Source organism: Nitrosomonas europaea (genome assembly GCF_900167395.1).
In the GTDB taxonomy this organism is placed as follows: Bacteria; Pseudomonadota; Gammaproteobacteria; order Burkholderiales; family Nitrosomonadaceae; genus Nitrosomonas; species Nitrosomonas europaea.
Window position 1 is genome coordinate 1 of the sequence record NZ_FUWK01000045.1, and the last position, 21,125, is coordinate 21,125.

At 53.3% G+C, this 21,125-nt stretch carries 23 protein-coding genes, 1 tRNA gene and 1 pseudogene; 11 read left to right on the forward strand and 14 right to left on the reverse strand.

What is annotated here, in order from left to right; translation table 11 throughout:
• From B5D58_RS11610 to B5D58_RS11650, 9 genes are all read right to left on the reverse strand, one after another.
• The coding region (locus B5D58_RS11610) for a helix-turn-helix domain-containing protein (RefSeq protein ID WP_143779584.1) at positions 1-223 on the reverse strand (223 nt) is incomplete at its 3' end.
• A gap of 211 nt (positions 224-434) precedes the next feature.
• Entirely contained in the window at positions 435-1,898 is a 1,464-nt protein-coding gene (gene ubiD / locus B5D58_RS11615) for a 4-hydroxy-3-polyprenylbenzoate decarboxylase (protein ID WP_011112381.1), read from the reverse strand.
• Between the two features lie 70 nt (positions 1,899-1,968).
• Entirely contained in the window at positions 1,969-2,847 is an 879-nt protein-coding gene (ubiA, locus tag B5D58_RS11620; RefSeq protein ID WP_041357237.1) for a 4-hydroxybenzoate octaprenyltransferase, read from the reverse strand.
• An 88-nt stretch (positions 2,848-2,935) separates the two neighbouring features.
• Positions 2,936-3,472 carry a chorismate--pyruvate lyase family protein gene (locus tag B5D58_RS11625; RefSeq protein ID WP_011112379.1) on the reverse strand — a complete coding sequence of 179 codons (537 nt, stop codon included), beginning with the start codon at positions 3,470-3,472 and terminating at the stop codon, positions 2,936-2,938.
• Positions 3,473-3,568: 96 nt separating this feature from the next.
• Positions 3,569-3,937: a response regulator gene (locus tag B5D58_RS11630; RefSeq protein ID WP_041357235.1), complete on the reverse strand. Its 369-nt coding sequence runs from the start codon at positions 3,935-3,937 to the stop codon at positions 3,569-3,571.
• Positions 3,938-4,094: 157 nt separating this feature from the next.
• The gene (locus B5D58_RS11635) at positions 4,095-5,564 is read right to left on the reverse strand and encodes a TrkH family potassium uptake protein (RefSeq protein ID WP_011112377.1); all 1,470 of its coding nucleotides are present in this window, start codon (positions 5,562-5,564) and stop codon (positions 4,095-4,097) included.
• Positions 5,565-5,573: 9 nt separating this feature from the next.
• Positions 5,574-7,019, reverse strand: a complete 1,446-nt coding sequence (gene trkA, locus B5D58_RS11640; protein ID WP_011112376.1) for a Trk system potassium transporter TrkA — start codon at positions 7,017-7,019, stop codon at positions 5,574-5,576.
• A gap of 273 nt (positions 7,020-7,292) precedes the next feature.
• On the reverse strand, positions 7,293-8,567 hold the full coding sequence (locus B5D58_RS11645) for a YfiM family lipoprotein (RefSeq protein ID WP_011112375.1): 1,275 nt from the start codon (positions 8,565-8,567) through the stop codon (positions 7,293-7,295).
• 115 nt (positions 8,568-8,682) lie between these two features.
• Complete coding sequence (locus B5D58_RS11650; protein WP_011112374.1) at positions 8,683-9,231, reverse strand: Slp family lipoprotein; 549 nt, start codon at positions 9,229-9,231, stop codon at positions 8,683-8,685.
• 250 nt (positions 9,232-9,481) lie between these two features.
• Between B5D58_RS11650 and minC the strand changes: the two genes are divergently transcribed.
• The 10 genes from minC to ychF all read left to right on the forward strand — a co-directional run bounded on the left by minC (position 9,482) and on the right by ychF (position 16,599).
• On the forward strand, positions 9,482-10,207 hold the full coding sequence (minC, locus tag B5D58_RS11660) for a septum site-determining protein MinC (RefSeq protein WP_011112373.1): 726 nt from the start codon (positions 9,482-9,484) through the stop codon (positions 10,205-10,207).
• 25 nt (positions 10,208-10,232) lie between these two features.
• Positions 10,233-11,042, forward strand: coding sequence for a septum site-determining protein MinD (gene minD, locus B5D58_RS11665; RefSeq protein WP_011112372.1), 810 nt, complete (start codon positions 10,233-10,235; stop codon positions 11,040-11,042).
• On the forward strand, positions 11,042-11,338 hold the full coding sequence (minE, locus tag B5D58_RS11670) for a cell division topological specificity factor MinE (RefSeq protein WP_011112371.1): 297 nt from the start codon (positions 11,042-11,044) through the stop codon (positions 11,336-11,338). Before minD ends, minE begins: the two co-directional genes overlap by 1 nt.
• 64 nt (positions 11,339-11,402) lie before the next feature.
• Positions 11,403-12,089 (forward strand): lipoprotein insertase outer membrane protein LolB, encoded by a 687-nt coding sequence (lolB, locus tag B5D58_RS11675; RefSeq protein WP_234989074.1) that lies wholly within the window; start codon positions 11,403-11,405, stop codon positions 12,087-12,089.
• A 20-nt stretch (positions 12,090-12,109) separates the two neighbouring features.
• On the forward strand, positions 12,110-12,946 hold the full coding sequence (gene ispE / locus B5D58_RS11680; RefSeq protein ID WP_011112369.1) for a 4-(cytidine 5'-diphospho)-2-C-methyl-D-erythritol kinase: 837 nt from the start codon (positions 12,110-12,112) through the stop codon (positions 12,944-12,946).
• A 9-nt stretch (positions 12,947-12,955) separates the two neighbouring features.
• Positions 12,956-13,030 (forward strand) — tRNA-Gln (locus tag B5D58_RS11685).
• 92 nt (positions 13,031-13,122) lie between these two features.
• The gene (locus tag B5D58_RS11690) at positions 13,123-14,073 is read left to right on the forward strand and encodes a ribose-phosphate pyrophosphokinase (RefSeq protein ID WP_011112368.1); all 951 of its coding nucleotides are present in this window, start codon (positions 13,123-13,125) and stop codon (positions 14,071-14,073) included.
• Between the two features lie 56 nt (positions 14,074-14,129).
• Complete coding sequence (locus tag B5D58_RS11695; RefSeq protein ID WP_011112367.1) at positions 14,130-14,726, forward strand: 50S ribosomal protein L25/general stress protein Ctc; 597 nt, start codon at positions 14,130-14,132, stop codon at positions 14,724-14,726.
• Between the two features lie 119 nt (positions 14,727-14,845).
• Positions 14,846-15,433 (forward strand): aminoacyl-tRNA hydrolase, encoded by a 588-nt coding sequence (pth, locus tag B5D58_RS11700; RefSeq protein ID WP_011112366.1) that lies wholly within the window; start codon positions 14,846-14,848, stop codon positions 15,431-15,433.
• A 74-nt stretch (positions 15,434-15,507) separates the two neighbouring features.
• On the forward strand, positions 15,508-16,599 hold the full coding sequence (gene ychF / locus B5D58_RS11705) for a redox-regulated ATPase YchF (RefSeq protein ID WP_011112365.1): 1,092 nt from the start codon (positions 15,508-15,510) through the stop codon (positions 16,597-16,599).
• Between the two features lie 438 nt (positions 16,600-17,037).
• Here the strand turns inward: ychF and B5D58_RS11710 are convergent, their stop codons facing one another.
• A complete protein-coding gene (locus B5D58_RS11710) occupies positions 17,038-17,880 on the reverse strand; it encodes a nucleotidyl transferase AbiEii/AbiGii toxin family protein (protein WP_011112364.1) in 843 nt (280 codons plus the stop codon).
• A complete protein-coding gene (locus B5D58_RS11715) occupies positions 17,880-18,710 on the reverse strand; it encodes a type IV toxin-antitoxin system AbiEi family antitoxin domain-containing protein (RefSeq protein WP_041357234.1) in 831 nt (276 codons plus the stop codon). The genes B5D58_RS11710 and B5D58_RS11715 overlap by 1 nt, the downstream gene beginning before the upstream one ends.
• Before the next feature lie 99 nt (positions 18,711-18,809).
• Between B5D58_RS11715 and B5D58_RS11720 the strand changes: the two are divergent.
• Positions 18,810-19,313, forward strand: a pseudogene (locus B5D58_RS11720) (DUF4400 domain-containing protein).
• Between the two features lie 328 nt (positions 19,314-19,641).
• Here B5D58_RS11720 and B5D58_RS11725 read toward each other — a convergent pair.
• The 3 genes from B5D58_RS11725 to B5D58_RS11735 form a co-directional block, all read right to left on the reverse strand.
• Entirely contained in the window at positions 19,642-20,271 is a 630-nt protein-coding gene (locus tag B5D58_RS11725; RefSeq protein WP_011112361.1) for an ImmA/IrrE family metallo-endopeptidase, read from the reverse strand.
• A gap of 2 nt (positions 20,272-20,273) precedes the next feature.
• Positions 20,274-20,660, reverse strand: a complete 387-nt coding sequence (locus B5D58_RS11730; protein WP_041356807.1) for a helix-turn-helix domain-containing protein — start codon at positions 20,658-20,660, stop codon at positions 20,274-20,276.
• A 152-nt stretch (positions 20,661-20,812) separates the two neighbouring features.
• On the reverse strand, positions 20,813-21,125 hold a 313-nt coding region (locus B5D58_RS11735; protein ID WP_143779585.1), incomplete at its 5' end, for an integrase core domain-containing protein.

Below are 21,125 nucleotides of genomic sequence, written 5' to 3' on the forward strand. Positions count from 1 at the left end.
CTGCTTCCGTCGCTTCTTCTACACGGTTCTTGATATTGGGCTTACGTCGGTTTGCATCTATCAGAGCTTCAACACCTCCTGTTTCCACAGCTGCCTGATAGCGATAGAAAGTATCGCGAGAAAAACCCATCACCTTACAGGCACGGGATACATTGCCAAGCTCAGCTGCCAGATTAAGCAAGCCAATCTTGTGTTTAATGATTTTATGATGAACACTGCTCATGGGATTACTCCTTTACGCTTTCGCGTTTGGTTGATAAAGATTCGCACCTCTATCAAACCGGGTAATCCCACCTCTTGGCAAGACCTGCTGTCAGATCAAATCTGAACTACTACATATTAGGGTAGTCTGATGTGCAGTCGAGTCGGTATTCATGGACAGTATTCCGCTTTTCCAGAGAAGGAAAAGTCTTCTTATCCTCGTAACGGAACGATCAGAATGGCAGTTGCTGCCAGAGATGGTCGATTCTGGTTTTGACTGCTGCATCCATTTCAATGGGGCAACCCCATTCACGTGTTGTTTCACCCGGCCATTTGTTCGTAGCATCCAGACCCATTTTGCTGCCAAGTCCTGAAACCGGGCTGGCAAAATCGAGATAGTCGATTGGAGTGTTTTCCACGATCAGAGTATCGCGTACCGGATCGACCCGGGTAGTCATCGCCCAGACAACTTCTTTCCAGTCACGGATATCGATGTCATCGTCGGTCACGATGATGAACTTGGTATACATGAACTGGCGCAGGAAACTCCAGATACCAAACATGACGCGCTTGGCATGGCCGGGATACTGCTTTTTCATGCTGACCACAGCGAGGCGGTAAGAACAGCCTTCCGGTGGCAGGTAAAAATCGGTAATTTCGGTGAATTGTTTCTGCAACAGCGGTACGAATACCTCGTTGAGTGCTACCCCGAGAATGGCTGGCTCATCGGGCGGTTTGCCGGTGTAGGTGGAATGGTAAATCGGGTTGCGGCGCATGGTGATGCGTTCGATCGTGAAGACTGGGAAGGTTTCCTGTTCGTTGTAATAGCCAGTATGGTCACCGTAGGGACCTTCTACTGCCATTTCATCCGGATGAATATAGCCTTCCAGTACGATCTCCGCGCTGGCGGGAACCTGTAAATCATGTGTCAGGCATTTGACGACTTCAGTTTTTGCCCCGCGCAGCAAACCGGCGAACTGATATTCGCTCAGGCTGTCAGGAACGGGAGTCACTGCACCGAGGATGGTTGCCGGATCAGCACCGAGTGCAACGGCAACAGGGTAGGGTTGTCCCGGATAAATTTGGCAAAAATCACGGTAATCCAGTGCTCCGCCGCGATGCGCCAGCCAGCGCATGATTACTTTGTTCGGAGCGATCACCTGCTGCCGGTAAATTCCCAGGTTTTGCCTTGATTTATGCGGGCCGCGTGTCACCGTAAGCCCCCAGGTGATCAGGGGTGCTACATCTCCCGGCCAGCAGGTCTGGATCGGCAGTTTGCCCAGATCGACATCGGCACCTTCCCATATGATTTCCTGGCAAGGGGCGCTGGCCAGTTGTTTGGGTGCCATATTGAGCACCTGCTTCAGTACCGGCAGTTTTTCCCAGGCGTCGCGCAATCCTTTGGGCGGATCGGGTTCCTTGAGATAGGCGAGCAGCTTGCCCACTTCACGCAGGGCGGAAACCGATGTCTGGCCCATGCCTAGCGCCACCCGTTCCGGTGTGCCGAACAGATTGCCCAGCACCGGGATAGTATGTCCGGCAGGCCGTTCGAACAGTACAGCCGGACCGGCCTGTTTGAGCAGACGATCACAGATTTCCGTCATCTCCAGGTGAGGGTCGACCTCGATATCCACGCGCTTCAGATCACCCCGTTGCTCAAGCTGTACGAGAAAATCACGCAAATCCTTGTATTTCATAAAGCAGGCCCGGTGGTTGTAAGTGAGTTGAGCGGCGTGTAATGGGGTTGGAGCTGATCCTGAATCTTCGTCAGAATGATTGATCGGTTCTGAACAGCGTATCCAGCAATATACCCGCAAATATGACTGCACCGATCCAGTTATTATGCAGAAATGCCTGGAAACAGCGAGAAGGTTCACGTTTGCGGATCATGCCGTATTGAACGATGACCAGGCCTAATGCAACCAGCAGGGCGCCATAAAACCAGATGCCACGTTGCAGCAATATGCCTGCGTAAGTCAGGGTGCTCAGGAAAATGATATGGCATAGCAGAATCCCTGCCACATCAAACCGACCGAGCGTAATAGCAGATGTTCTGATACCGATTTTCAGATCGTCCGCGCGATCCACCAGCGCATATTCGGTATCGTAAGCGATCACCCAGAACAGGTTGGCCAGTACCAGTAGCCATGCAAGCGGCGGAACGGTACCGGTTTGTGCTGCAAACGCCATGGGAATACCGAAACTGAATGCGATACCCAGATATGCTTGTGGCATGGCAAAAAAGCGTTTGGTAAATGGATAGGAAGCCGCAAGGAACAGGGCTGGTACGGATAGCTGGATCGTCAGCAGATTGAGCGGCAGTATCAGCAGGAATGCGCACAAACTCAATCCGGCGGCGATCAGCAATGCTTCTCGTGCAGTAATGAGGCCGGCCGCCAGCGGACGGTTGCGGGTACGAGAAACGTGAGGATCGATGCGCCGGTCGGCAAAATCGTTGATGGCGCAACCAGCAGAGCGCATCAGAATTGTACCGAGAATGAAAATCACCAGAATCATCGGATCCGGCATGCCGTCAGCCGCCAGCCACAATCCCCATAATGTCGGCCACAGCAGTAACAGAATACCGATGGGTTTATCCAGCCGGATCAGCCGGGTGTATGCGGAAAGCCGGTCTGCGAAAGTCATGTTTACAGAAGTCATAAGAATGGGTTCAGTAATGTATCCGGGCCTGATGGATCGATCAGGATAAGGTATGGCGTATTTTACTACTGCCTCAGAGTCTGCGGATTGCGGGCAGAAATACCTCGGTGACGAGTATCGGCTGATGTTGCAGGATGAATAACGAGCGCCTTGCCCAGAGATCGGCCGGGCGGTTCTGCAGTCGTTTGCAGGCACGTTCGAACAGCGGGTGGTGCGGTTTCAGTTTCTTGAAAGCAAGAGGAGTGCGCTGTATCAGTGGGTTGGTAAACAGCATGGTGCCCAGTGACTGATTGCCCAGGCGGCTCAGGCCGCGCCATGCACCTCGTAAATGTTCTTTTCTGACGATCGAATGAGCAAATACAACCGGTGTTTCGTTACAGCGCAAATAAACCTCCCTTACCAGTGCCCGGGTCTGTCTGCGCAGGTTCATGACTTCCAGCTCATCGATACACGCCGTTGCCAGTGCCTGAAAAATAGGTTCGACACGAAAATGTTCACAGCGATCCTGAATCAGGCGGGTGAGAGAACCCCGGTGAGTCAGCCACCAGTGAAGGTCGACGGGAGCGGAAACAGGTGCAGGATGCCACGCCAGAGGCGGGTTAACCTTCATTACAGCAGAAATGAAGGAACGGGACGGTAGCCATGATACGAATCTGAATAACCATTGGGACCAGGCCGATAATTGTTATATCGTTTTCCAGCCGTATCAGGCCGGTACCCGGTGGTGTGAAGTGTGTTTACGTACCGTGTCGAGCAGTGCTTCTTTGGTAAACGGCTTGGTAAGATATTCATCAGAGCCGACCATTCTGCCGCGCGCGCGATCGAACAATCCGCTCTTGCTGGAGAGCATGATCACTGGCACAGACTGATATCTGGGGTTCTTTTTGATCAGCATACAGGCCTGGTAGCCATCCAGCCGTGGCATGACGATATCCAGAAAAATGATATCCGGCTGACAGTCGATGACCTTGGCCATTGCATCAAATCCATCTGTAGCCAGAATGACCTCGCAGCCGGAGTGTGCGAGAAAAATTTCCGCGCTGCGCCGGATGGTATTGCTGTCATCAACCACCATTACTTTGATACCTGCTAAATCATTTGCCGTTTCAGTCACGATTTCCCCTTATTTCCAAGGTTTCCTTGCCAAGCTATCTTTCCGCTGCAGTCAGATTTTTGCCCGTTATGATAACGCATTATCGGCCGATCCGATTCGATCTGAATATTCTGCGGCGTCATCTCCGCCAGAAGGCGGGGGTGAAAACAATCATCAGCGTATAAAATTCCAGCCTGCCCAGGAACATGCCAAAGCTGCACAGCCAGATCTGGAAATCGTTGAGCGATGCATAGGTCATGGCCGGACCGACTGCTCCCAGACCTGCTCCCAGATTGTTCAGGCAGGCGACAGCAGCCGAGAAGGCAGTAATCTCATCCAGGCCACTTAACGTCAGCGCCAGCGTCATCAGAACGATGCTGATCAGATAGACGAAAAAAAATCCCAGAATGGCAAAGATGATTTCATTGGTAATGATGCTTCTGCCGATTTTGATCAGTGAAACTGCACGCGGGTGCATGATGATGATCATTTCACGAAAAAATTGCTGAAACAGGATACGTGCCCGGATCATTTTGATACCGCCGCCAGTCGAGCCCGATGAAGTGCAGAAACCCGATAAAAACAGCATCCAGAGCGGAGCAAAGATCGGCCAGAGGGCATAGTCGGTGTTACTGTAGCCGGCAGTGGTGGCAGTGGAAACCACATTGAAAGCCGCATAGCGCAAGGCAACCAGAGGATCCGTATAAATGCCTTTTATCCAGAGGAACCCGGCTACTCCGATACAACTGGCCAGCGTGATCAGGATATACAGTTTTGCTTCCGGGTCGGCACGATAAGGGGAGAAGCTTTTGGCGCGCCAGGCAACGAAATGGGATGAGAAATTGATACCGGCAATCAGCATGAACAATATAGCGATTGCCTCGATCAGCGGAGAATTCCAGTATCCATAACTGGAGTCATGCGTGGAAAACCCTCCCAATCCCAGCGTGCTCAGCGCGTGAGCGATCGCATCGAATGGAGTCATTCCAGCCAACCGGTAGGCAATCATACAAGTAAGCGTCAGCGTGACATAGATCAGCCATAACCGCTTGGCGGTCTCGGCGATTCGTGGTGTCAGTCGGGATTCTTTTATCGGCCCGGGGATCTCGGCGCTGAGAAGCTGCCTGCCCCCGACACCGAGCATGGGCAGAATCGCCACGGCCAGTACGATCAGGCCCATTCCGCCCAGCCAGGCCATGAGGCAGCGCCACAGATTGATGGCATAAGGAAGCTCATCGAGCCGTGTCAGTATCGTTGCTCCGGTCGAGGTCAGACCGGAAGCTGCTTCAAAATACGCTTTGGCGATACCGAGTTCCGGCAAATACCAGACCAGGGGCAGCATGCCAAACAAGGGCAGCGACAGCCAGACCAGCACCACCAGCAGAAACCCGTCACGAATCTGCAGTTCCCGCTTGAAGCGATAAGTCAGTATCCATATAGTAGCACCACACCCGAGCGTAACGGACAGTGCATCGAGAAAAACCGACAGTGATCCATCCAGCGTCCAGTAAGCAACTCCGCAGGGGATCAGCAGAACCAGCCCGAACATCATGACCATGCGGCCCAGGATGTTGGCTACTGCCAGGAAATGACTCAGGACATGGCCCATGGTGCCTGATTACAGAAACCCCACATTCACCTGAAACAGTTTCTCCACCTGCCGTACCATTTTTTTGTTGACGACGAACAGGATGACATGATCATTCTGTTCGATCACGGTATCGTGATGGGCAATGATGACCTGTGCCTGCTTCCATTGAGCTAAGATACTGTCTTCTTCCTGTTCGGACAGGTTCCGGTAAACATCCCCCGGTGGCAGTCCGCGCACGATAGCGCCGATGGTGGTGCTTCTGGGCAATTTGATTTCTTCGATTTTGCGGCCGACCACCCGGGAAGAACGGGTATCACCATGTGCGACCAGCTCCAGCGCCTCGGCTGCACCGCGCCGCAGGCTGTGCACCACGGCTACATCTCCCTGGCGGACATAAGCCAGCAGTGATCCAATCGTGACTTGTGCGGGCGAAATGGCAATATCGATGCCACTGTCTTGCATCAGATCCACGTACATACTGCGGTTGATCAGGGCGATCACCTTGCGTGCACCCATGCGTTTGGCCATCAGCGCAGCCATGATGTTGTTTTCCTCATCATCAGTCAACGCACAGAATATGTCCATTTCACTGATATTTTCACTCTCCAGCAGCTCTTCGTCAGTGACATTACCATGTAGAATCAGCGTGTTATGCAAATTCTGAGTCAGTGATTCACATACTTTGATATCCCGCTCGATGATCCGTACCTGGTGAGACTGTTGTAATACCTCCGCCAGCCGGCGGCCAATTCTGCCACCGCCTGCAATCATCACTCGCCTGACGGATTTGTCCATGCGGCGTAGTTCACCCATGACGGCACGAATGTCGCTGGAGGAAGCGATGAAAAATACCTCATCACCTTCTTCGACGATGGTGCTGCCTTCAGGAATGATCGGGTGGTTATGGCGGAAAATTGCTGCAACCCGGGTATCCAGATTGGGGACGTGCCGGCGCAATTCCTTCAACTGGCGTCCGATCAGCGGACCGCCGCGAATAGCTTTCACCGCTACCAGACTGACCTTGCCGGAGGCAAAATCGAGCACTTGCAGCGCACCCGGAAACTCGATCAGCTTTTCTATGTATTTGGTCAGTATCCGTTCCGGACAAATCGCAAAATCGACACAGAAATTTTCCCGGGAGAATATGTCCGGGTGATCCAGGTAATCCACGGTACGGATACGGGCAATCCGGGTAGGGGTGTTGAACATGCTTGCAGCCAGCTTGCATGCAACCAGATTGGTTTCATCGCTTCCGGTAAGTGCCAGTATCATGTCGGCATCTTCCATGCCCGCCTGAATCATGATGTCAGGGTGAGAGGCACTGCCGACGACAGTACGCAAGTCCAGCCGCTCCTGCAACAGGCTGAGCCTGTTCCTTACCAGATCGACTACCGTAATATCATTGGATTCGCTGGCCAGGCTTTCAGCCACGGTCGAACCGACACGGCCAGCTCCCAGGATGACAATTTTCATTAACGGTACCCGTTTTATAAGCTGATGACAGGGGGTGCAATAATTCGTGTGCCGTTTACCGGCAGATCATGGAGTAGTGGTGTGTGGGAGGAAGAGTACCTTGTATTCATTATCCTGATCTGGAGAAGCGGGTTATACCGATCGCGTATATCGTGGCGGAGTATTTTACTCTTCCCTGCCTGCATCTGTCTTTCCCCAATCGGCTTCTGTTTCTGTGCAGGGAAATTTCTGGGTTGAAGGTATTAAAAATATTCGTAAGTGATTGAGCATATCCTAATAACGCAGCCATTTCAGGGAAGCCACCCGCTGTTCGATCTTATCCATCATTTCGTGATAGCGGGGGCTGCTGGTACTTCCAAAGCGCGCTTTGAAGGCAGTTTCGGACATGTGTTCGGGCAGATCGGACCAGTGTGGGATGAGGTCGGTGTCGTGTATTCCAGCCAGAATGATGTTCCGCATCCGGCGTGCTGAATCCTGGCTGGCCATGGCTTTCTCGGCAAAACGGGTTCCTGAGCGATCTGCCATGAGGTCGTTGAAGGAAAATCCGCTGCCGGAACGTGAATCTTCCAGCTCTTTATATAAACCAATGGCGTTGGACAGGGTTGTATCCGAGTAAGCAGTAATCACTGCGGAAGCCATGAAGTGCATGGCCAGATCGTTGCGTCCATCCAGGGTGACATTGATTCTGACCGGATCCGGCCAGTCGGCTGTTTCCGGGATGACCAGCCTGAGCGGGAATTGAACGACATGAAATGCCGTTACCAGAATTGCGGCGCGGAATTCTTCCAGCACGTTTCCATTGGGCGAATGACGAACGGTTTCCTGCATGATCTGTGTCAGTATCTCTGACAGCGTAATGGTGTGTGAAACCCGTTTACGATTCTGTTCGTTGAGGAAATGGTGATAGTGCGACAGCTTGTCCAGCGCCTGCCGGTCAAAAAAAGGCAGGCTGACGGGGGAGTAACTGGCTTTGTCGATTCCCCATCCTTTCCAGAAATAAGAAATTGCTACTTCATTGCGGGAAAACCGCAGTTTTCTGAAAGCATCGAGGCCGGCGCGCGCATCTGGACTGGCAGTCTGCAGCCATGCCAGCAGCTTTTCGGTCAGTTGACCGGCAAGAATATCCGGGATCTGTATTTTCCCGATGCTTACCGAGCTGAGCTCGGGAAAGCTTTTGCCTTCGGTCAGTGTAGCCTGCAGATTGAGATAGCCTGTGATCATTCCCGGGGGTATCGGCAGGCTGAGCTGTATCTGTGCGCTTTTGTCGTGCATGGTGACTTTTGCATGTCCCTGAGCGAGATGATATGCAAGATAATTCAGAGCATTATCGAGATCATCTGCCTGGATTCTGACTGTGGCCGATGTGCCGGGACGTACCTGGTAACGGTGTGTATCGAGAATATCTTTGGCACGGGCAATCTGTTCCGGTGTGATGGAGATTTCTCGTTCAATCCGGGGATGACTGTCGATGGCAAGGTAAGTCATGATTGCCAGGGTGACAACCAGAATCAGGGTGCAGATTCCTGTCAGATTGAGTAATTTCCACATGCCGGATGAGTGTTGTCGGATATCGGGCCGGCCACTTTCAGGTGGCCGGCTGCTTCATTGTTTACGGTATGAATCGGTAAAATATTGATTGCCCTGAATGTCCCGGGTACTCGTGTCACCACCAGAACCGGTAGGGCCGGTAATACCCGTTGTAGAAAAACGGGTAGCCATATCCATAATAACCGGGATAGGGTCCGTAACGGTACAGGTTGTCTTCACGATAGGCCTGCGGCCAGAGATGGATGGTCTTGGCAGTGATGAGTGGAATATGGATGGTTTTGTTTCCGATTGTGCGTTCGATATTTCCTTTTACTGTGCCGATGACGGTTACTTCTACACCTTTGGTATAAATTGCTGGATCGAGAAACTCATTGATCTCTACCGCGAAACGTCCTTCTCCGGGTTTTCTGGTTTCCGGGTATCCGCTGCGATCGAGCGGATGAAAAAGCACCTGCATCAGACTGAAATCCGTTTCGTTTTCCACCTCGATCACAGTCCCTCCCCAGCGAACCGGTGCATCCTTATAGGTTTCAGCGTTCTGGCTGACTGGCTGGTAAGGGATATCCACTGCTGAAAAATTTCTGATTTCAGGCGGCATGCTGGTGCAGGCGCCGATGAGAAACAAAGTGCACGACAGGAGAAGGGGCAGGGTATGGGTTTTCATATTTTTTCCTCGACGGATAAAGTGGAAAAGTGTAAACCTCAAGTTGGACAAACACTCCGCCTGGATGTTCGGCGCAGACAATACGCGATTTACCAGGTTTCTGATCAAACCAGTTTATTCCGTTTGATTGAAAGGTATAATAACGACTTTTACAGCCGGCCCCGGATTATCTTGCCTGATTTCATCTTTCACATGTTTTCGCATAGCGCAGCCGGTTCAATACAAGGTATAAGGCTGAGGGATCACTGATATGGATCAGTCTTCCATCCTTGACTTCAGAAGTGGCACCTTTTTCGCACCCATTCTGGTCCTGTACAACAATGATCTGGAAAAGATCGAGCAGCGGTTGCAGGAGAAAATTGCCAGTGCTCCCGATTTCTTCAGCAGTTCCCCTGTATTGTTCGATTTGAGTGAGCTGAATGAGAATGACAAAAAGATCGATGTCGAAGCGCTCATATCACTCCTTCGTAGACTGAGCCTCTTCCCTGTCGGGATCAGGGGGGGAGATCCTTCACAGGAAAAGCGGGCGCTGGAATTATCCGTTCCGGTTGATTCCGGCCGCAGCCGTAATGACGCTATTCTGCCGGAGATACAAAGGAAAGACGATACCATGCCCGAGGTTCAGCCAGTGATCAGGGAGGCGGTACGCGCGCCTGCAATGATGATTACCCAGCCGGTGCGCTCGGGCCAGCGGATCTATGCTGCCAGCGATCTGGTGATTCTGGCACAGGTCAGTGCTGGTGCTGAAATCATGGCTGAAGGCAATATCCATGTTTATAACACGCTGAGAGGGCGGGCACTGGCCGGTGTGCAGGGAGATACCGCTGCCAGGTTTTTCTGTCTGGATCTGCAGGCGGAACTGGTTTCAATTGCAGGTATTTATAAAACCAGCGAGGATCTGAAGGAGACTCCCAAGAAGAAGCCGGTACAGGTCTATTTGCGCGATCAGGCGCTGATCATTGAAGAATTGAGCTGAAAATATTTCTGAGAAGGAGATTCAATTGGCAAGAATCATCGTCGTAACGTCAGGGAAGGGGGGGGTCGGTAAAACCACGACCAGTGCTGCGATCGCCATGGGGTTGGCTAAAAGGGGGCATAAAACAGCTGTCATCGATTTCGATGTCGGTCTGCGCAATCTGGATCTGATCATGGGATGTGAGCGCCGCGTGGTGTACGACTTCGTCAACGTCATCAATGGTGAAGCGAATCTCAATCAGGCGCTGATCAAGGATAAGAACTGCAATCAGCTCTATATCCTGCCTGCGTCGCAGACACGTGATAAAGATGCGCTGAATCTGGAAGGTGTTGGCAGGGTGCTGGAGGAACTTTCCAAGGATTTCAAATATATCGTGTGTGATTCCCCTGCAGGGATCGAGAAAGGGGCCTACCTCGCCATGTATTATGCAGATGATGCATTTGTCGTGACCAACCCGGAAGTTTCATCCGTAAGAGATTCGGATCGTATGCTGGGGATACTGGCAAGCAAATCGCGCCGGGCTGAATTGAACATGGAGCCTATCAAGGAATACCTGTTGCTGACGCGTTATGATCCGGATCGGGTTGAATCCGGTGAAATGCTGGGTCTGGATGATGTGCAGGAGATTTTGTCGTTACATTTGCTGGGTGTCATTCCGGAATCCAAATCGGTGTTGAATGCGTCTAATTCGGGAATTCCCGTGATTCTGGATGAGAAAAGCGATGCAGGTCAGGCCTATGCGGATGTGGTAGCGCGTTATCTTGGAGAAAAAAAACCACTCCGTTTCATTGACAGTAAGAAAGGATTTCTCAGAAAGCTGTTTGGAGGTAAATAATGAGCTTACTGGATTATTTCAGATCATCTAAATCTAAAACAGCTTCGGTTGCCAAGGAAAGATTGCAGATTCTCGTTGCGCATGAACGTTATTATCGCAACAAACCGTCTTATCTGCCCCAGTTGCAGGAAGAGTTGATGCAGGTCATCCGCAAGTACGTACAAGTGGATCAGGATGCCATCTCCGTTAAATTCGAACAGGATGACAACCAGGAAACACTCGAATTGAATATCATCCTGCCGGATTCGCAGAATACGCGGAATACTCAGCAGGATGCAGTACGAAATTCATTCTGAACGGCCATGTCCCGCCGAATCATTAAAAATTACTGGAGGAGGGCTACCTGCCAGATCTCCTGAAATGAATGACATCGTGTTTTCCTGCATTTCCAGTTTGAGTGCCAGGAGAATGGCATGCAGAAGCTGGGTGCTGGGCATTCTCCTGGTTCTGGTCGGGTGTGCCGGGCCGGAGGTTCATCAGGGAGAAGTGACTACAGTCGTCATTCAACCGGTACAAGAGCAAGCTGATATTGCGAATGAGCCTTTTGTACTCACTGGCAGGTTGGCAGTGAATGCCAGACAGCATCGGTTTTCCGGGGGAATTCGCTGGCAGCATACCGGGCAGAGTGATGAAATTTACCTGTTTTCCCCGCTTGGGCAGATCGTTGCAGAGATTTTCAGGGATCAGACCGGCGTGCGTCTGGTTACTTCTGAGCCCGCCATTTATCGGGCACAGAATGCGGAGTATCTCACCAGCCAGGTACTGGGCTGGGAGCTGCCGCTTGCCGGTATGCGGTTCTGGGTGCGCGGAACCCATTTTCCAGATACGGTTGCTGAAAAAGATCTGGATAAGAACAGACGTACGGTAGCCATTCGTCAGGATGGGTGGCAGGTGGTTTACCAGAATTATTATCCTGCACAGGAGGGTATGTCTGTTTTACCAAGATTGCTGGAATTTAGTCGGCCGGATGTGAAAATGAGGCTGCTGGTCGATCAGTGGCAGGGTGAAACAAAGAGCGGTGACGCCACGGGTAGAAAGTTACCGTAAATAATTTTTCTTTCTCGTGTATGGACATATTTCCAGCGCCGGCCAAACTCAACCTGTTTCTGCACGTGATCGGACGTCGGGAAGATGGTTACCATCTGTTGCAGACCGTCTTCCGCTTTATCGACCATTCAGATCGACTGCATTTTGACATCACTCATGATGGTGTCATCAGGCATGAGAACCTGATTCCCGGCCTGACGGAAACGGATGATTTATGCGTTCGGGCAGCAAAATTGTTGCGGCAACGGTTTGGCAGAGAGTCACTCGGAGTGAAAATTCATCTGGAAAAGAACATTCCGCTGGGCGGAGGGCTGGGCGGAGGAAGTTCCGATGCGGCCACAACACTGATTGCCCTGAACAGGCTGTGGGGGATCAACTGGAAAAGAGAACGCCTGATGGCACTGGGACTGGAATTGGGCGCCGATGTGCCGGTGTTCATCTATGGCAGGAATGCATTTGCCGAGGGAGTGGGGGAAGAACTGCATGCTGTCGATTTGCCATCGGCCTGGTATGTCGTGCTGACGCCGCCTGTCCAGATTTCCACAGCGGCGGTTTTCACCAGCAAAGAGTTGACACGAAATACAATTCCTATCAAAATGGCGGCCTTTTCCATGGGACAGGGGCATAATGATCTTGAGCCCGTTGCGATGCGCATGCAGCCTGTCATTGCTGGATGGCTGGGATGGTTGAAGCAGCAGCATGGCACGACGAAAGTGGCGATGAGTGGTTCAGGGTCGTGTATGTTTGCGGAATTCCCTTCCGAATCGGCTGCGCGCGAGGTATTCGGGCGGTTGCCGGGCGATATGAGCGGATTTGTCGTGTCAGGGCTCGCAAGACATCCTTTGTCGGATTTTTAGAATATTTTTTGGGGAGTCGCCAAGTGGTAAGGCACCGGATTTTGATTCCGGCATTCGTAGGTTCGATCCCTACCTCCCCAGCCAGATCCCAATGAATCTGCCAGTATCGTGGCAGGTATCACGCAAGTGGCCGGATCAGCCCGTGTCGTTTTTTAAACCGGATGTAAAAGTTACCTATGTCCTATGACAGCCTGATGGTTTTTACCGGAACGGCCAATCCGAAACTGGCACATGATGTAGTCAAATATCTGAACATCAATCTCGGGCGTGCAAACGTTGGGCGTTTCAGTGATGGTGAAGTCATGGTGGAGATACTTGAAAATGTCAGGGGTAATGACGTTTTTGTATTGCAATCCACCTGTACACCGACCAATGACAGCCTGATGGAAATTCTGGTGATCGTCGATGCGCTGAAACGTGCTTCAGCCAGCCGTGTTACTGCGGCAATTCCCTATTTCGGTTATGCGCGGCAGGATAGAAGAACCCGGTCTGCGCGGGTACCCATTACCGCCAAAGTTGTGGCAAATATGCTGACCAGTGTCGGAGTGGACAGGGTACTGACCATGGATTTACATTCCGACCAGATTCAGGGGTTTTTCGATATTCCGGTCGATAACGTCTACGGCATGCCGATTCTGCTCGGGGACATCTGGAAGCATGACTATCAGAACCTGATCGTCGTTTCGCCCGATGTGGGCGGCGTGGTACGTGCACGCCATCTTGCCAAGCGCCTGGAATGTGATCTGGCCATCATAGACAAGCGGCGTCCCAAACCGAATGAATCCAAGGTCATGAACATCATCGGTGACGTCAGGGGGCGTACCTGCGTGATCATCGATGACATGGTGGATACGGCAAACACATTGTGTGAAGCGGCATCTGCGTTGAAACGGGAAGGTGCAGCCAGCGTGATCGCCTATTCGACTCATGCGGTTCTGTCAGGGAAGGCAGTGGAACGTGTCCAGACTTCGGATCTGGATAAACTGGTGGTAACGGATACGATTCCGTTAAGAGAAGATGCCAGCAAATGTAACCGTATTCATCAGTTAAGCGTGGCCAGCCTGCTGGGTGAATCCATGCTCAGGATAAGTAACGAAAGTTCGCTGAGCTCGCTGTTTATAGAATGAGATAATGTTCTGGTCCGTTCGCGGGTGGGCGGGCTGTTTGTTTTCAGGAGAATGGAATGCAAATCGAAATCAGTGCCAACAGTCGTAAATTACATGGAACCGGCGCAAATCGTCGTCTGCGTTCCCAAGGAAGATTGCCGGGAGTCATTTATGGTGGCAATGGTGATGCGCAATCGATCGAACTCGATCACAAGGATCTGTACTACAAGCTGAAAATGGAAGCTTTTCATGCATCCATCCTTTCGATCAGTATTGATGGCAAAAAGGAACAGGTGCTTTTGCGTGATGTGCAAATGCACCCGTTCAAGCAACAGGTGTTGCACATCGACTTTCAGCGTGTCAGACAGGATCAGAAAATCCACGTAAAAGTACCGCTGCATTTCATTAACGCTGATATTGCGCCAGGGGTCAAGTTGTCGGGCGGGATGATCAGCCACGTGGCAACCGAGATCGAGATATCCTGTCTGCCTAAAGATCTGCCTGAATTCATCACGGTGGATCTGTCCGGAATGACAGCCGGCAGCACGCTGCATTTGAGTGATCTGATACTGTCGGAAAATGTCGAAATACCTGCTTTGTTGAAAGGTGACAATCTGCCGGTGGCTACACTTATTGCGAAGCGTGGGGAAGCCGGCGAATCCAGCGAAGAATAAACCTGATTCTGTTTGTATGCCAGGGAGTATCTCCCTGGTATCGTTCACCTCGTATCGCAATCCATTATTAAGTCCGTTCACCCTTTTCTGAATCCCTTGTTGCCGAACTGCACTGAGTTATGGAGTTACCCGTAAGGCTGGTGGTGGGTCTTGGCAACCCGGGCGAGAAGTATGCCTCGACCCGCCATAACGTCGGTTTTGACTGGTTGGACCGTCTGGCCAGTTCACAACGGGTTGCATTCACGCTGGAAACCCGGTTTCGCGGGTTGTGTGCACGCATCATGCTGGCCGATACCGACATCTGGTTGCTCAAACCCCAAACCTACATGAATGCTAGCGGTATGTCGGTTGCTGCTGTATGCCGCTATTACAAAATAGTGCCTGAACAGATGCTGGTCGTTCACGATGAACTGGACCTGCAGCCTGGCGTCATCAAACTGAAATCCGGTGGCGGGACCGGGGGACACAACGGCCTTAAAAGTATCGTCGCGGATCTTTCCAGCCAGGTTTTCTGGCGATTGCGGATCGGCGTGGGACATCCGGGAGATCGAAATCAGGTGGTGGATTATGTCCTGCATCCCCCGCGCAGGGAAGAAGCAGCACTGATTGATGAAGCAATAGATCACAGCATGCAGGTATGGCCGCTGATCGCCCGGGGAGATTTTGCCGCGGCAATGCAGCGACTGCATACCCGGCAGGAAAACTGAAAAAAACTGAGAAACTGTCTCACCTGTAAGCTGCTATTCTGTATCGCTTTCAGGAAATCGATGGAAACCGGATTATGAGCCTGAAATGTGGAATCGTCGGTTTGCCCAATGTTGGCAAATCCACTTTGTTTAATGCGTTGACCAAAGCAGGTATCGCTGCAGAAAACTATCCGTTCTGCACCATCGAGCCCAACGTCGGTATCGTTGAAGTACCTGATTCACGCCTCACCGAGCTGAGCAGAATCGTCAATCCGCAGCGTGTGCAACCGGCCATCGTGGAGTTCGTCGATATTGCCGGACTGGTGGCGGGTGCTTCCAAGGGAGAGGGGTTGGGTAACCAGTTTCTTGCCAACATTCGTGAAACAGATGCCATCGTCAACGTCGTGCGCTGTTTCGATGATCCGAATGTCGTGCACGTTGCCGGCAAGGTCGATCCGCTGGCTGATATCGAGGTCATTTTGACCGAACTGGCACTGGCCGATCTTGCTACCGTGGATAAAGCCATTGCGCGTGATGGCAAGAAAGCGAAATCCGGTGACAAGGAAGCAATCAAACTGGTTACGGTACTTGAGAAATTGATACCACACCTCAATCAGGGGCAGCCGGCGCGCACATTCCCGCTTTCAAACGAGGAAAAGGAAATCATCAGGCCGTTGTGCCTGCTGACGATCAAGCCGGCCATGTATGTGGGTAATGTGCTGGAAGACGGTTTTGAAAACAATCCATATCTCGATCGCCTGCGTGAATATGCAGCAAAAGAAAACGCACCAGTCGTGGCGCTGTGTGCCAAGATCGAAGCTGAACTGGCCGATCTCGACGAAGCAGATAAAAAGGAATTTCTGGCTGACCTGGGGCTGGAAGAACCTGGCCTCAACCGCCTGATTCGTGCGGGTTACGATCTGCTTGGCCTGCAAACCTATTTCACTGCCGGTGTGAAGGAAGTGCGCGCCTGGACCATACACAAGGGCAATACTGCCCCGCAGGCAGCAGGCGTCATCCACACCGACTTTGAAAAAGGCTTCATCCGGGCACAAACCGTATCCTATGCTGATTTCATTGCCTGCGGCGGCGAAGCCGGCGCGAAGGAAAAAGGCAAAATGCGGGTGGAAGGCAAAGATTACATCGTTCAGGATGGTGATGTGATGCATTTTCTGTTTAACGTCTGAGGAAAGCTATTGACGTCTGTGGATGAAAGTAGACGTCAATGGCATCGAAATTGGGCTGAAAATCGTCGATTTCGTTGATAGGTTTCCGGTTCAGGTCCTTGATGCTTTATCAGGGGTTTTTCGTTTTTACCCCATCACTTCACGCCAATAAGTGCTTATAGATCAATGTGTTAATATTGACACCCTCGTTGGCTTCGATGATGCCACCACACCATTTCGGGGGTATATCTGGTGGTATCTGGAAACGTAAGTGGGGGTATTTCCGAGAGCACTTGCTCTCAGGTAATTCGCGTTATGTGACAAGTAGTGATGCATTCTGCGAAACAATTGATGACGCTGCCATTTTCGCTTTCAACGAAGCCAAACGCTTCAGTAAGCTGAACCTCACACACAACACATCCGCGCGGCATTGCCTGTCAGTATCAATTCAGCAACATGTCAGTCATTGGCCCGTGGCAACCCAGCCGCCCGAAGGATGCGCAATACGTTCCGAAAGACATCGTCGAACGGAGGCAGAGCACTCATCTGATGCGCGAGCCGGGTCGTCCAGAGACGCCTCAGCCGCTCTTCCTTGGCTGCGATCGCCTGCTCGATGCCCGCGGCGGTACGTTGCCGATGTGCGAGCTTGGCGTCGAGTTCGGTGCGCAGTTCCGCGATGCGCAGATCGGCGGCGTTCAGCAGATACCAGAGGTCATACAGATCACGCGGTTCGTTGCGGGCGCGATCACTCAGCGCGAGCAGCTTCTCGATCACGATCTCTTCGAGGGCGTAGACCTTGACGGTCGGCCCTTCCGGCAGATCATCGAAGCCGTCGTAGGCCCGATGGATCGGGCGATCGACCAATGGAAAGCACAGCACCTCGTCGATCGTGATGTCCACCTTCACGTCGTTGGCCGCAGGCAGTGGACCCTGGTAGCGCAGGTAGAAGGTATGGCTGTTCTGATGACCGTGGCGGTCCTCGCGGTCGAAGGCGATCCGCAGCCCGCAGGCGTTTTCGATCACAGCGAAGATGTCGTTCAAACCGGCCAAAATTTCGTCGAGGGTGATCGGACGGATCAAGGTGAAGTCCAGATCCTCCGAGAATCGATAGTCCACGAACCAGCAGCGCCGTAGTGCCGTGCCACCCTTGAAAGCCAGCACGTCGCGCAGCGGATGGCCGGCCAGGCCCGTCAGGAACCAGGCCAGCACGTAGTCGCGCTCGATGACCGCTTCGGGAATGCGTCGGCCGCCGGCGAACACCTGCGTGTTCGAGATCAAGGACAGGTTGCGTTGGGGAATCATCAGCCGAGCCTCACTGCGTCGAGTTCTTCGGGTGTCACGTTGAGCCGCAGGCGCCAGCGCGAGACGAACGGGCCTTCGGCCGGCAGCAGGGGATCGAAACGCTGGTAGGTCGCGGTCAGCATGCCGCGCAGCGATTCCAGCGTCGCCGCGTCGCCCAGGCCGTAGTGCTCCAGCAGGTAGCCGAGGCGGCGCACGACCGCGCCCACGTCGAGGCGGCGCACGTACTCCACCAGGCGGGGCAGGTCGAGTTCGGCACGCTTCATCCACAGGCCCTTGGCGACCTCGGTGATGCCGCCGACGAACGCCGGGTGCCGCAGACCGTCGAGGATCGTGCGCTCGATGTCGCTGATCGCCACGAAGCGTTCCTTGTCGATCCAGTGCTTCGTCACGCCGAAGACCTGCTCGGGGGTGACGTGGACGAAGCGGAAGTCATAGCCGCCCACCGTCTGCGGGCGCACGCGCCGCGTGCAGGACACGTACACGGTGAAATTCGGTTGCGTCACCATGCGATGCAGCTCGAAGGCAGTGCCGTGCGACAGGAAATACGAGGCCTCGCCCGCGAGTTCGCGTGCGATCAGGTAGGGGCTGTCGACATGCTCGGTGGCCCGCCCCAGCTCGAACGGCACGAGGTTGTACAGACCCGGCTTGAGCCGGGTCACCAGGCCGCGCTGCCGGGCCTTGTGGACCAGCGTGCGGGCCGCGGTCGGCGACAACCCCGTGATCGTGCGCACGTCCGCCACGGTGAACGTGCTCTTGCGCAGCTCGTGCAGTTCCGTGATGAGCTGTGCCGACCGTGGTCCGAGGGTCTTCGTATGATATTTCTCGCTCAAATCGAGCCTCATAGGGATACATATTGGCTGTGGAATATAACATTAATCATATTCCATGGTAAATACGTGCCCTATGAGGAGACGAATCGAGCGAATGATATGACTGCCTCCGGGCGGTCGCGCCAAGGCTGGCGTCATGCGCAGGACATGGTGCACTACGAACTGGATCAGCTCTCGACGTACTTCACGCGCAGCGTGGTGGTGCAGGAGCCGGGGCGCACGGCGCATCGGTTGGTGGAAGGTGCCTATGAGTGGGTCTTCCTCAAGACCGGCATGCTGGAGTGGGTGCAGAACGCCTCAGCGCACGCCCGCACCGACAGCTAGGTAGCGTCCAGGAACTTCCGCTACTACGTGGGGCAAGTCTACGCCTTCTCGGAAGGCTACCCAATCGCGGCGGCCTACACGGTGCTGGCGCTCCTCGTCCGTTTGCTGGTGTTATACCTGATGCTGCCGCTTTTCCTGATGGCGCTGATGGTCCTGCCGTGGGCGGTCTACCTAGCGTTGCCGATCAGCGTGAGCCCGATCCTGATTCTGCTGCCGAGTGCGATCTTGCTTGGGGTGGCCGTGGACATCGCGGCGGCGACGTTCAAAAAGTACCTGTAAGAGCGCGCGATAGATTCTCCATCTCGGACTCCGTAGGCATGCTGCATGATCTGTTAAGAGCAGCCTTCTTGCGGTCGTGGCCGTGATCGCTATTCAGCGGCGCCTGCTTCGCCCCGGCCATGGCAGTTCTCCGGTCAGCTCAGCCAAGCCTCCATCGTCTTGAATACGTGCGCCGAAGCGGCTTACCTCCACCTCCGGTAAATCGTCGCTGTCGAACCATAGCAGGGAGATGGTGGTATCGGTCCGCAGGTAATGCCTTGCAAGCTCCCAGAGGTCAAGGCCCTTTTCCCAGTTGTCGAACCAGACGTCCTGTGAAACTTCCCCCGTCTCAGTAGCGCTCTTCCCTGAAGAGCGGATTCGGTGAGCCACGGAGCCTGCTGGAATTACCGACCGGTATCCAGGCCCCTGCTTGCCGCAAGGCAGTGGAGCGTGCGGCATACCGCACTGCACCGCGCTCCATGGTGACGAATGCGCATGGCATATCGCTAAGACTGGCGAACCTTGACGCCGCTGCAGGGAATGATGTGCCAAACAAGTCGGCCATGTGTTGGATGAGATCCAAGGAGGGCTCTTCCTTGGGAACAGCGGAGAGCCATTGCTGATAGGGCATCAGCAGTTCAGCGGCAAACGTATCGCAGGCGATCTCGTTCGGATGTCGCTTTGCATAGGACCAAGACGGCACCTCTTCGTGACTCGACTCCAGGCCGAGCACTATATGAGCTACCTCATGGCAGATGGTGAAACGCTGGCGCTCTTCCGTTTCCAGCGAGTTCACCGTAATGACGTGCTTCCCGTTCGGCTTGGTGATTGTGTAGCCGGACTCTCCCTCACCAAGCTCTTCCTTCTTGACCTTGGCGTTAGCTTCGGTCACATACGGGGACAGGTCTTCTCGGATGTTCGAAACATCGACGCGCGCGACAAACGCGCGCGCTCTCTGCCTGACATCCGCCTCGTCCATGTTCAGTCATCCTCGTCGTCGAAGGCCCTTTTGATTCGGGCGATCAGAGTTGCGGGATCAGGCCTCGTGTTTCCGCGATGCCTCACTCCCGCCGCAGCCGAAAAGATGTCGATGCTGATGGATGGGTCTTGTAACACGAACTCGACAAGACGGGGATCGGCTTCGGCATGGTCAACAAGCCACATCACAAGCGCGGCATCCCTCTCCCCGGGCTTGAGAACCCTCAACAACTTCTCAACCAGATCCGGCGACGGATTGGTCTTCTCGCCCGACTCTAAGCGGTGGACATATGCATGATCCACCGACGAGAGCTGACCGATCTCTCGCAGCGAAAGGGTTCTGCGTTCGCGCAGCGTCTTGAGGGCGACGCCCAAGCCTGTTTGTGACATCCGTTCTGTTCCTCGCGGTTGCGGAGAGGGAGACGGCTCCGCAGCTCCGCCCCCGCACCAGTTGTGTTCAATGGCTCCCGCTGGGTATTTGCAGCCAGGCGCCAACTCTGATACAGTGTTGAACCGTCCCGACAATCGAGGAGGCTATTTGGTTAAAGTAAAATATCCATCAATGTCTTATTATCCTGGGTTTGTCGGTAGTTTTCTTCAGCCTGAGCTGGAGGAATATACCCGATAGATCCAAGCAGGCGTTGATGGTTATACCAGGCAACCCATTCCAAAGTTGCCAGCTCCACAGCAGCCCTGGTTTTCCAGGGAGCTCTCCTGTGTATCAGTTCAGCCTTGTACAGGCCATTGATCGTTTCAGCCAGCGCATTATCGTAACTGTCACCGCGACTGCCGACAGACGGTTCAATACCGGCTTGTGCCAGACGTTCGGTATAACGGATCGACACGTATTGCGAT

Bases quoted from the DNA above. Each gene is read 5' to 3' on its own strand.
- ubiD (WP_011112381.1), bottom strand. From the start codon at position 1,898: ATGAAATACAAGGATTTGCGTGATTTTCTCGTACAGCTTGAGCAACGG.
- ubiA (WP_041357237.1), bottom strand. From the start codon at position 2,847: ATGACTTTCGCAGACCGGCTTTCCGCATACACCCGGCTGATCCGGCTG.
- B5D58_RS11625 (WP_011112379.1), bottom strand. From the start codon at position 3,472: ATGAAGGTTAACCCGCCTCTGGCGTGGCATCCTGCACCTGTTTCCGCT.
- B5D58_RS11630 (WP_041357235.1), bottom strand. From the start codon at position 3,937: ATGGTGGTTGATGACAGCAATACCATCCGGCGCAGCGCGGAAATTTTT.
- B5D58_RS11635 (WP_011112377.1), bottom strand. From the start codon at position 5,564: ATGGGCCATGTCCTGAGTCATTTCCTGGCAGTAGCCAACATCCTGGGC.
- trkA (WP_011112376.1), bottom strand. From the start codon at position 7,019: ATGAAAATTGTCATCCTGGGAGCTGGCCGTGTCGGTTCGACCGTGGCT.
- B5D58_RS11645 (WP_011112375.1), bottom strand. From the start codon at position 8,567: ATGTGGAAATTACTCAATCTGACAGGAATCTGCACCCTGATTCTGGTT.
- B5D58_RS11650 (WP_011112374.1), bottom strand. From the start codon at position 9,231: ATGAAAACCCATACCCTGCCCCTTCTCCTGTCGTGCACTTTGTTTCTC.
- minC (WP_011112373.1), top strand. From the start codon at position 9,482: ATGGATCAGTCTTCCATCCTTGACTTCAGAAGTGGCACCTTTTTCGCA.
- minE (WP_011112371.1), top strand. From the start codon at position 11,042: ATGAGCTTACTGGATTATTTCAGATCATCTAAATCTAAAACAGCTTCG.
- lolB (WP_234989074.1), top strand. From the start codon at position 11,403: ATGAATGACATCGTGTTTTCCTGCATTTCCAGTTTGAGTGCCAGGAGA.
- ispE (WP_011112369.1), top strand. From the start codon at position 12,110: ATGGACATATTTCCAGCGCCGGCCAAACTCAACCTGTTTCTGCACGTG.
- B5D58_RS11690 (WP_011112368.1), top strand. From the start codon at position 13,123: ATGTCCTATGACAGCCTGATGGTTTTTACCGGAACGGCCAATCCGAAA.
- B5D58_RS11695 (WP_011112367.1), top strand. From the start codon at position 14,130: ATGCAAATCGAAATCAGTGCCAACAGTCGTAAATTACATGGAACCGGC.
- pth (WP_011112366.1), top strand. From the start codon at position 14,846: ATGGAGTTACCCGTAAGGCTGGTGGTGGGTCTTGGCAACCCGGGCGAG.
- ychF (WP_011112365.1), top strand. From the start codon at position 15,508: ATGAGCCTGAAATGTGGAATCGTCGGTTTGCCCAATGTTGGCAAATCC.
- B5D58_RS11710 (WP_011112364.1), bottom strand. From the start codon at position 17,880: ATGATTCCCCAACGCAACCTGTCCTTGATCTCGAACACGCAGGTGTTC.
- B5D58_RS11725 (WP_011112361.1), bottom strand. From the start codon at position 20,271: ATGGACGAGGCGGATGTCAGGCAGAGAGCGCGCGCGTTTGTCGCGCGC.
- B5D58_RS11730 (WP_041356807.1), bottom strand. From the start codon at position 20,660: ATGTCACAAACAGGCTTGGGCGTCGCCCTCAAGACGCTGCGCGAACGC.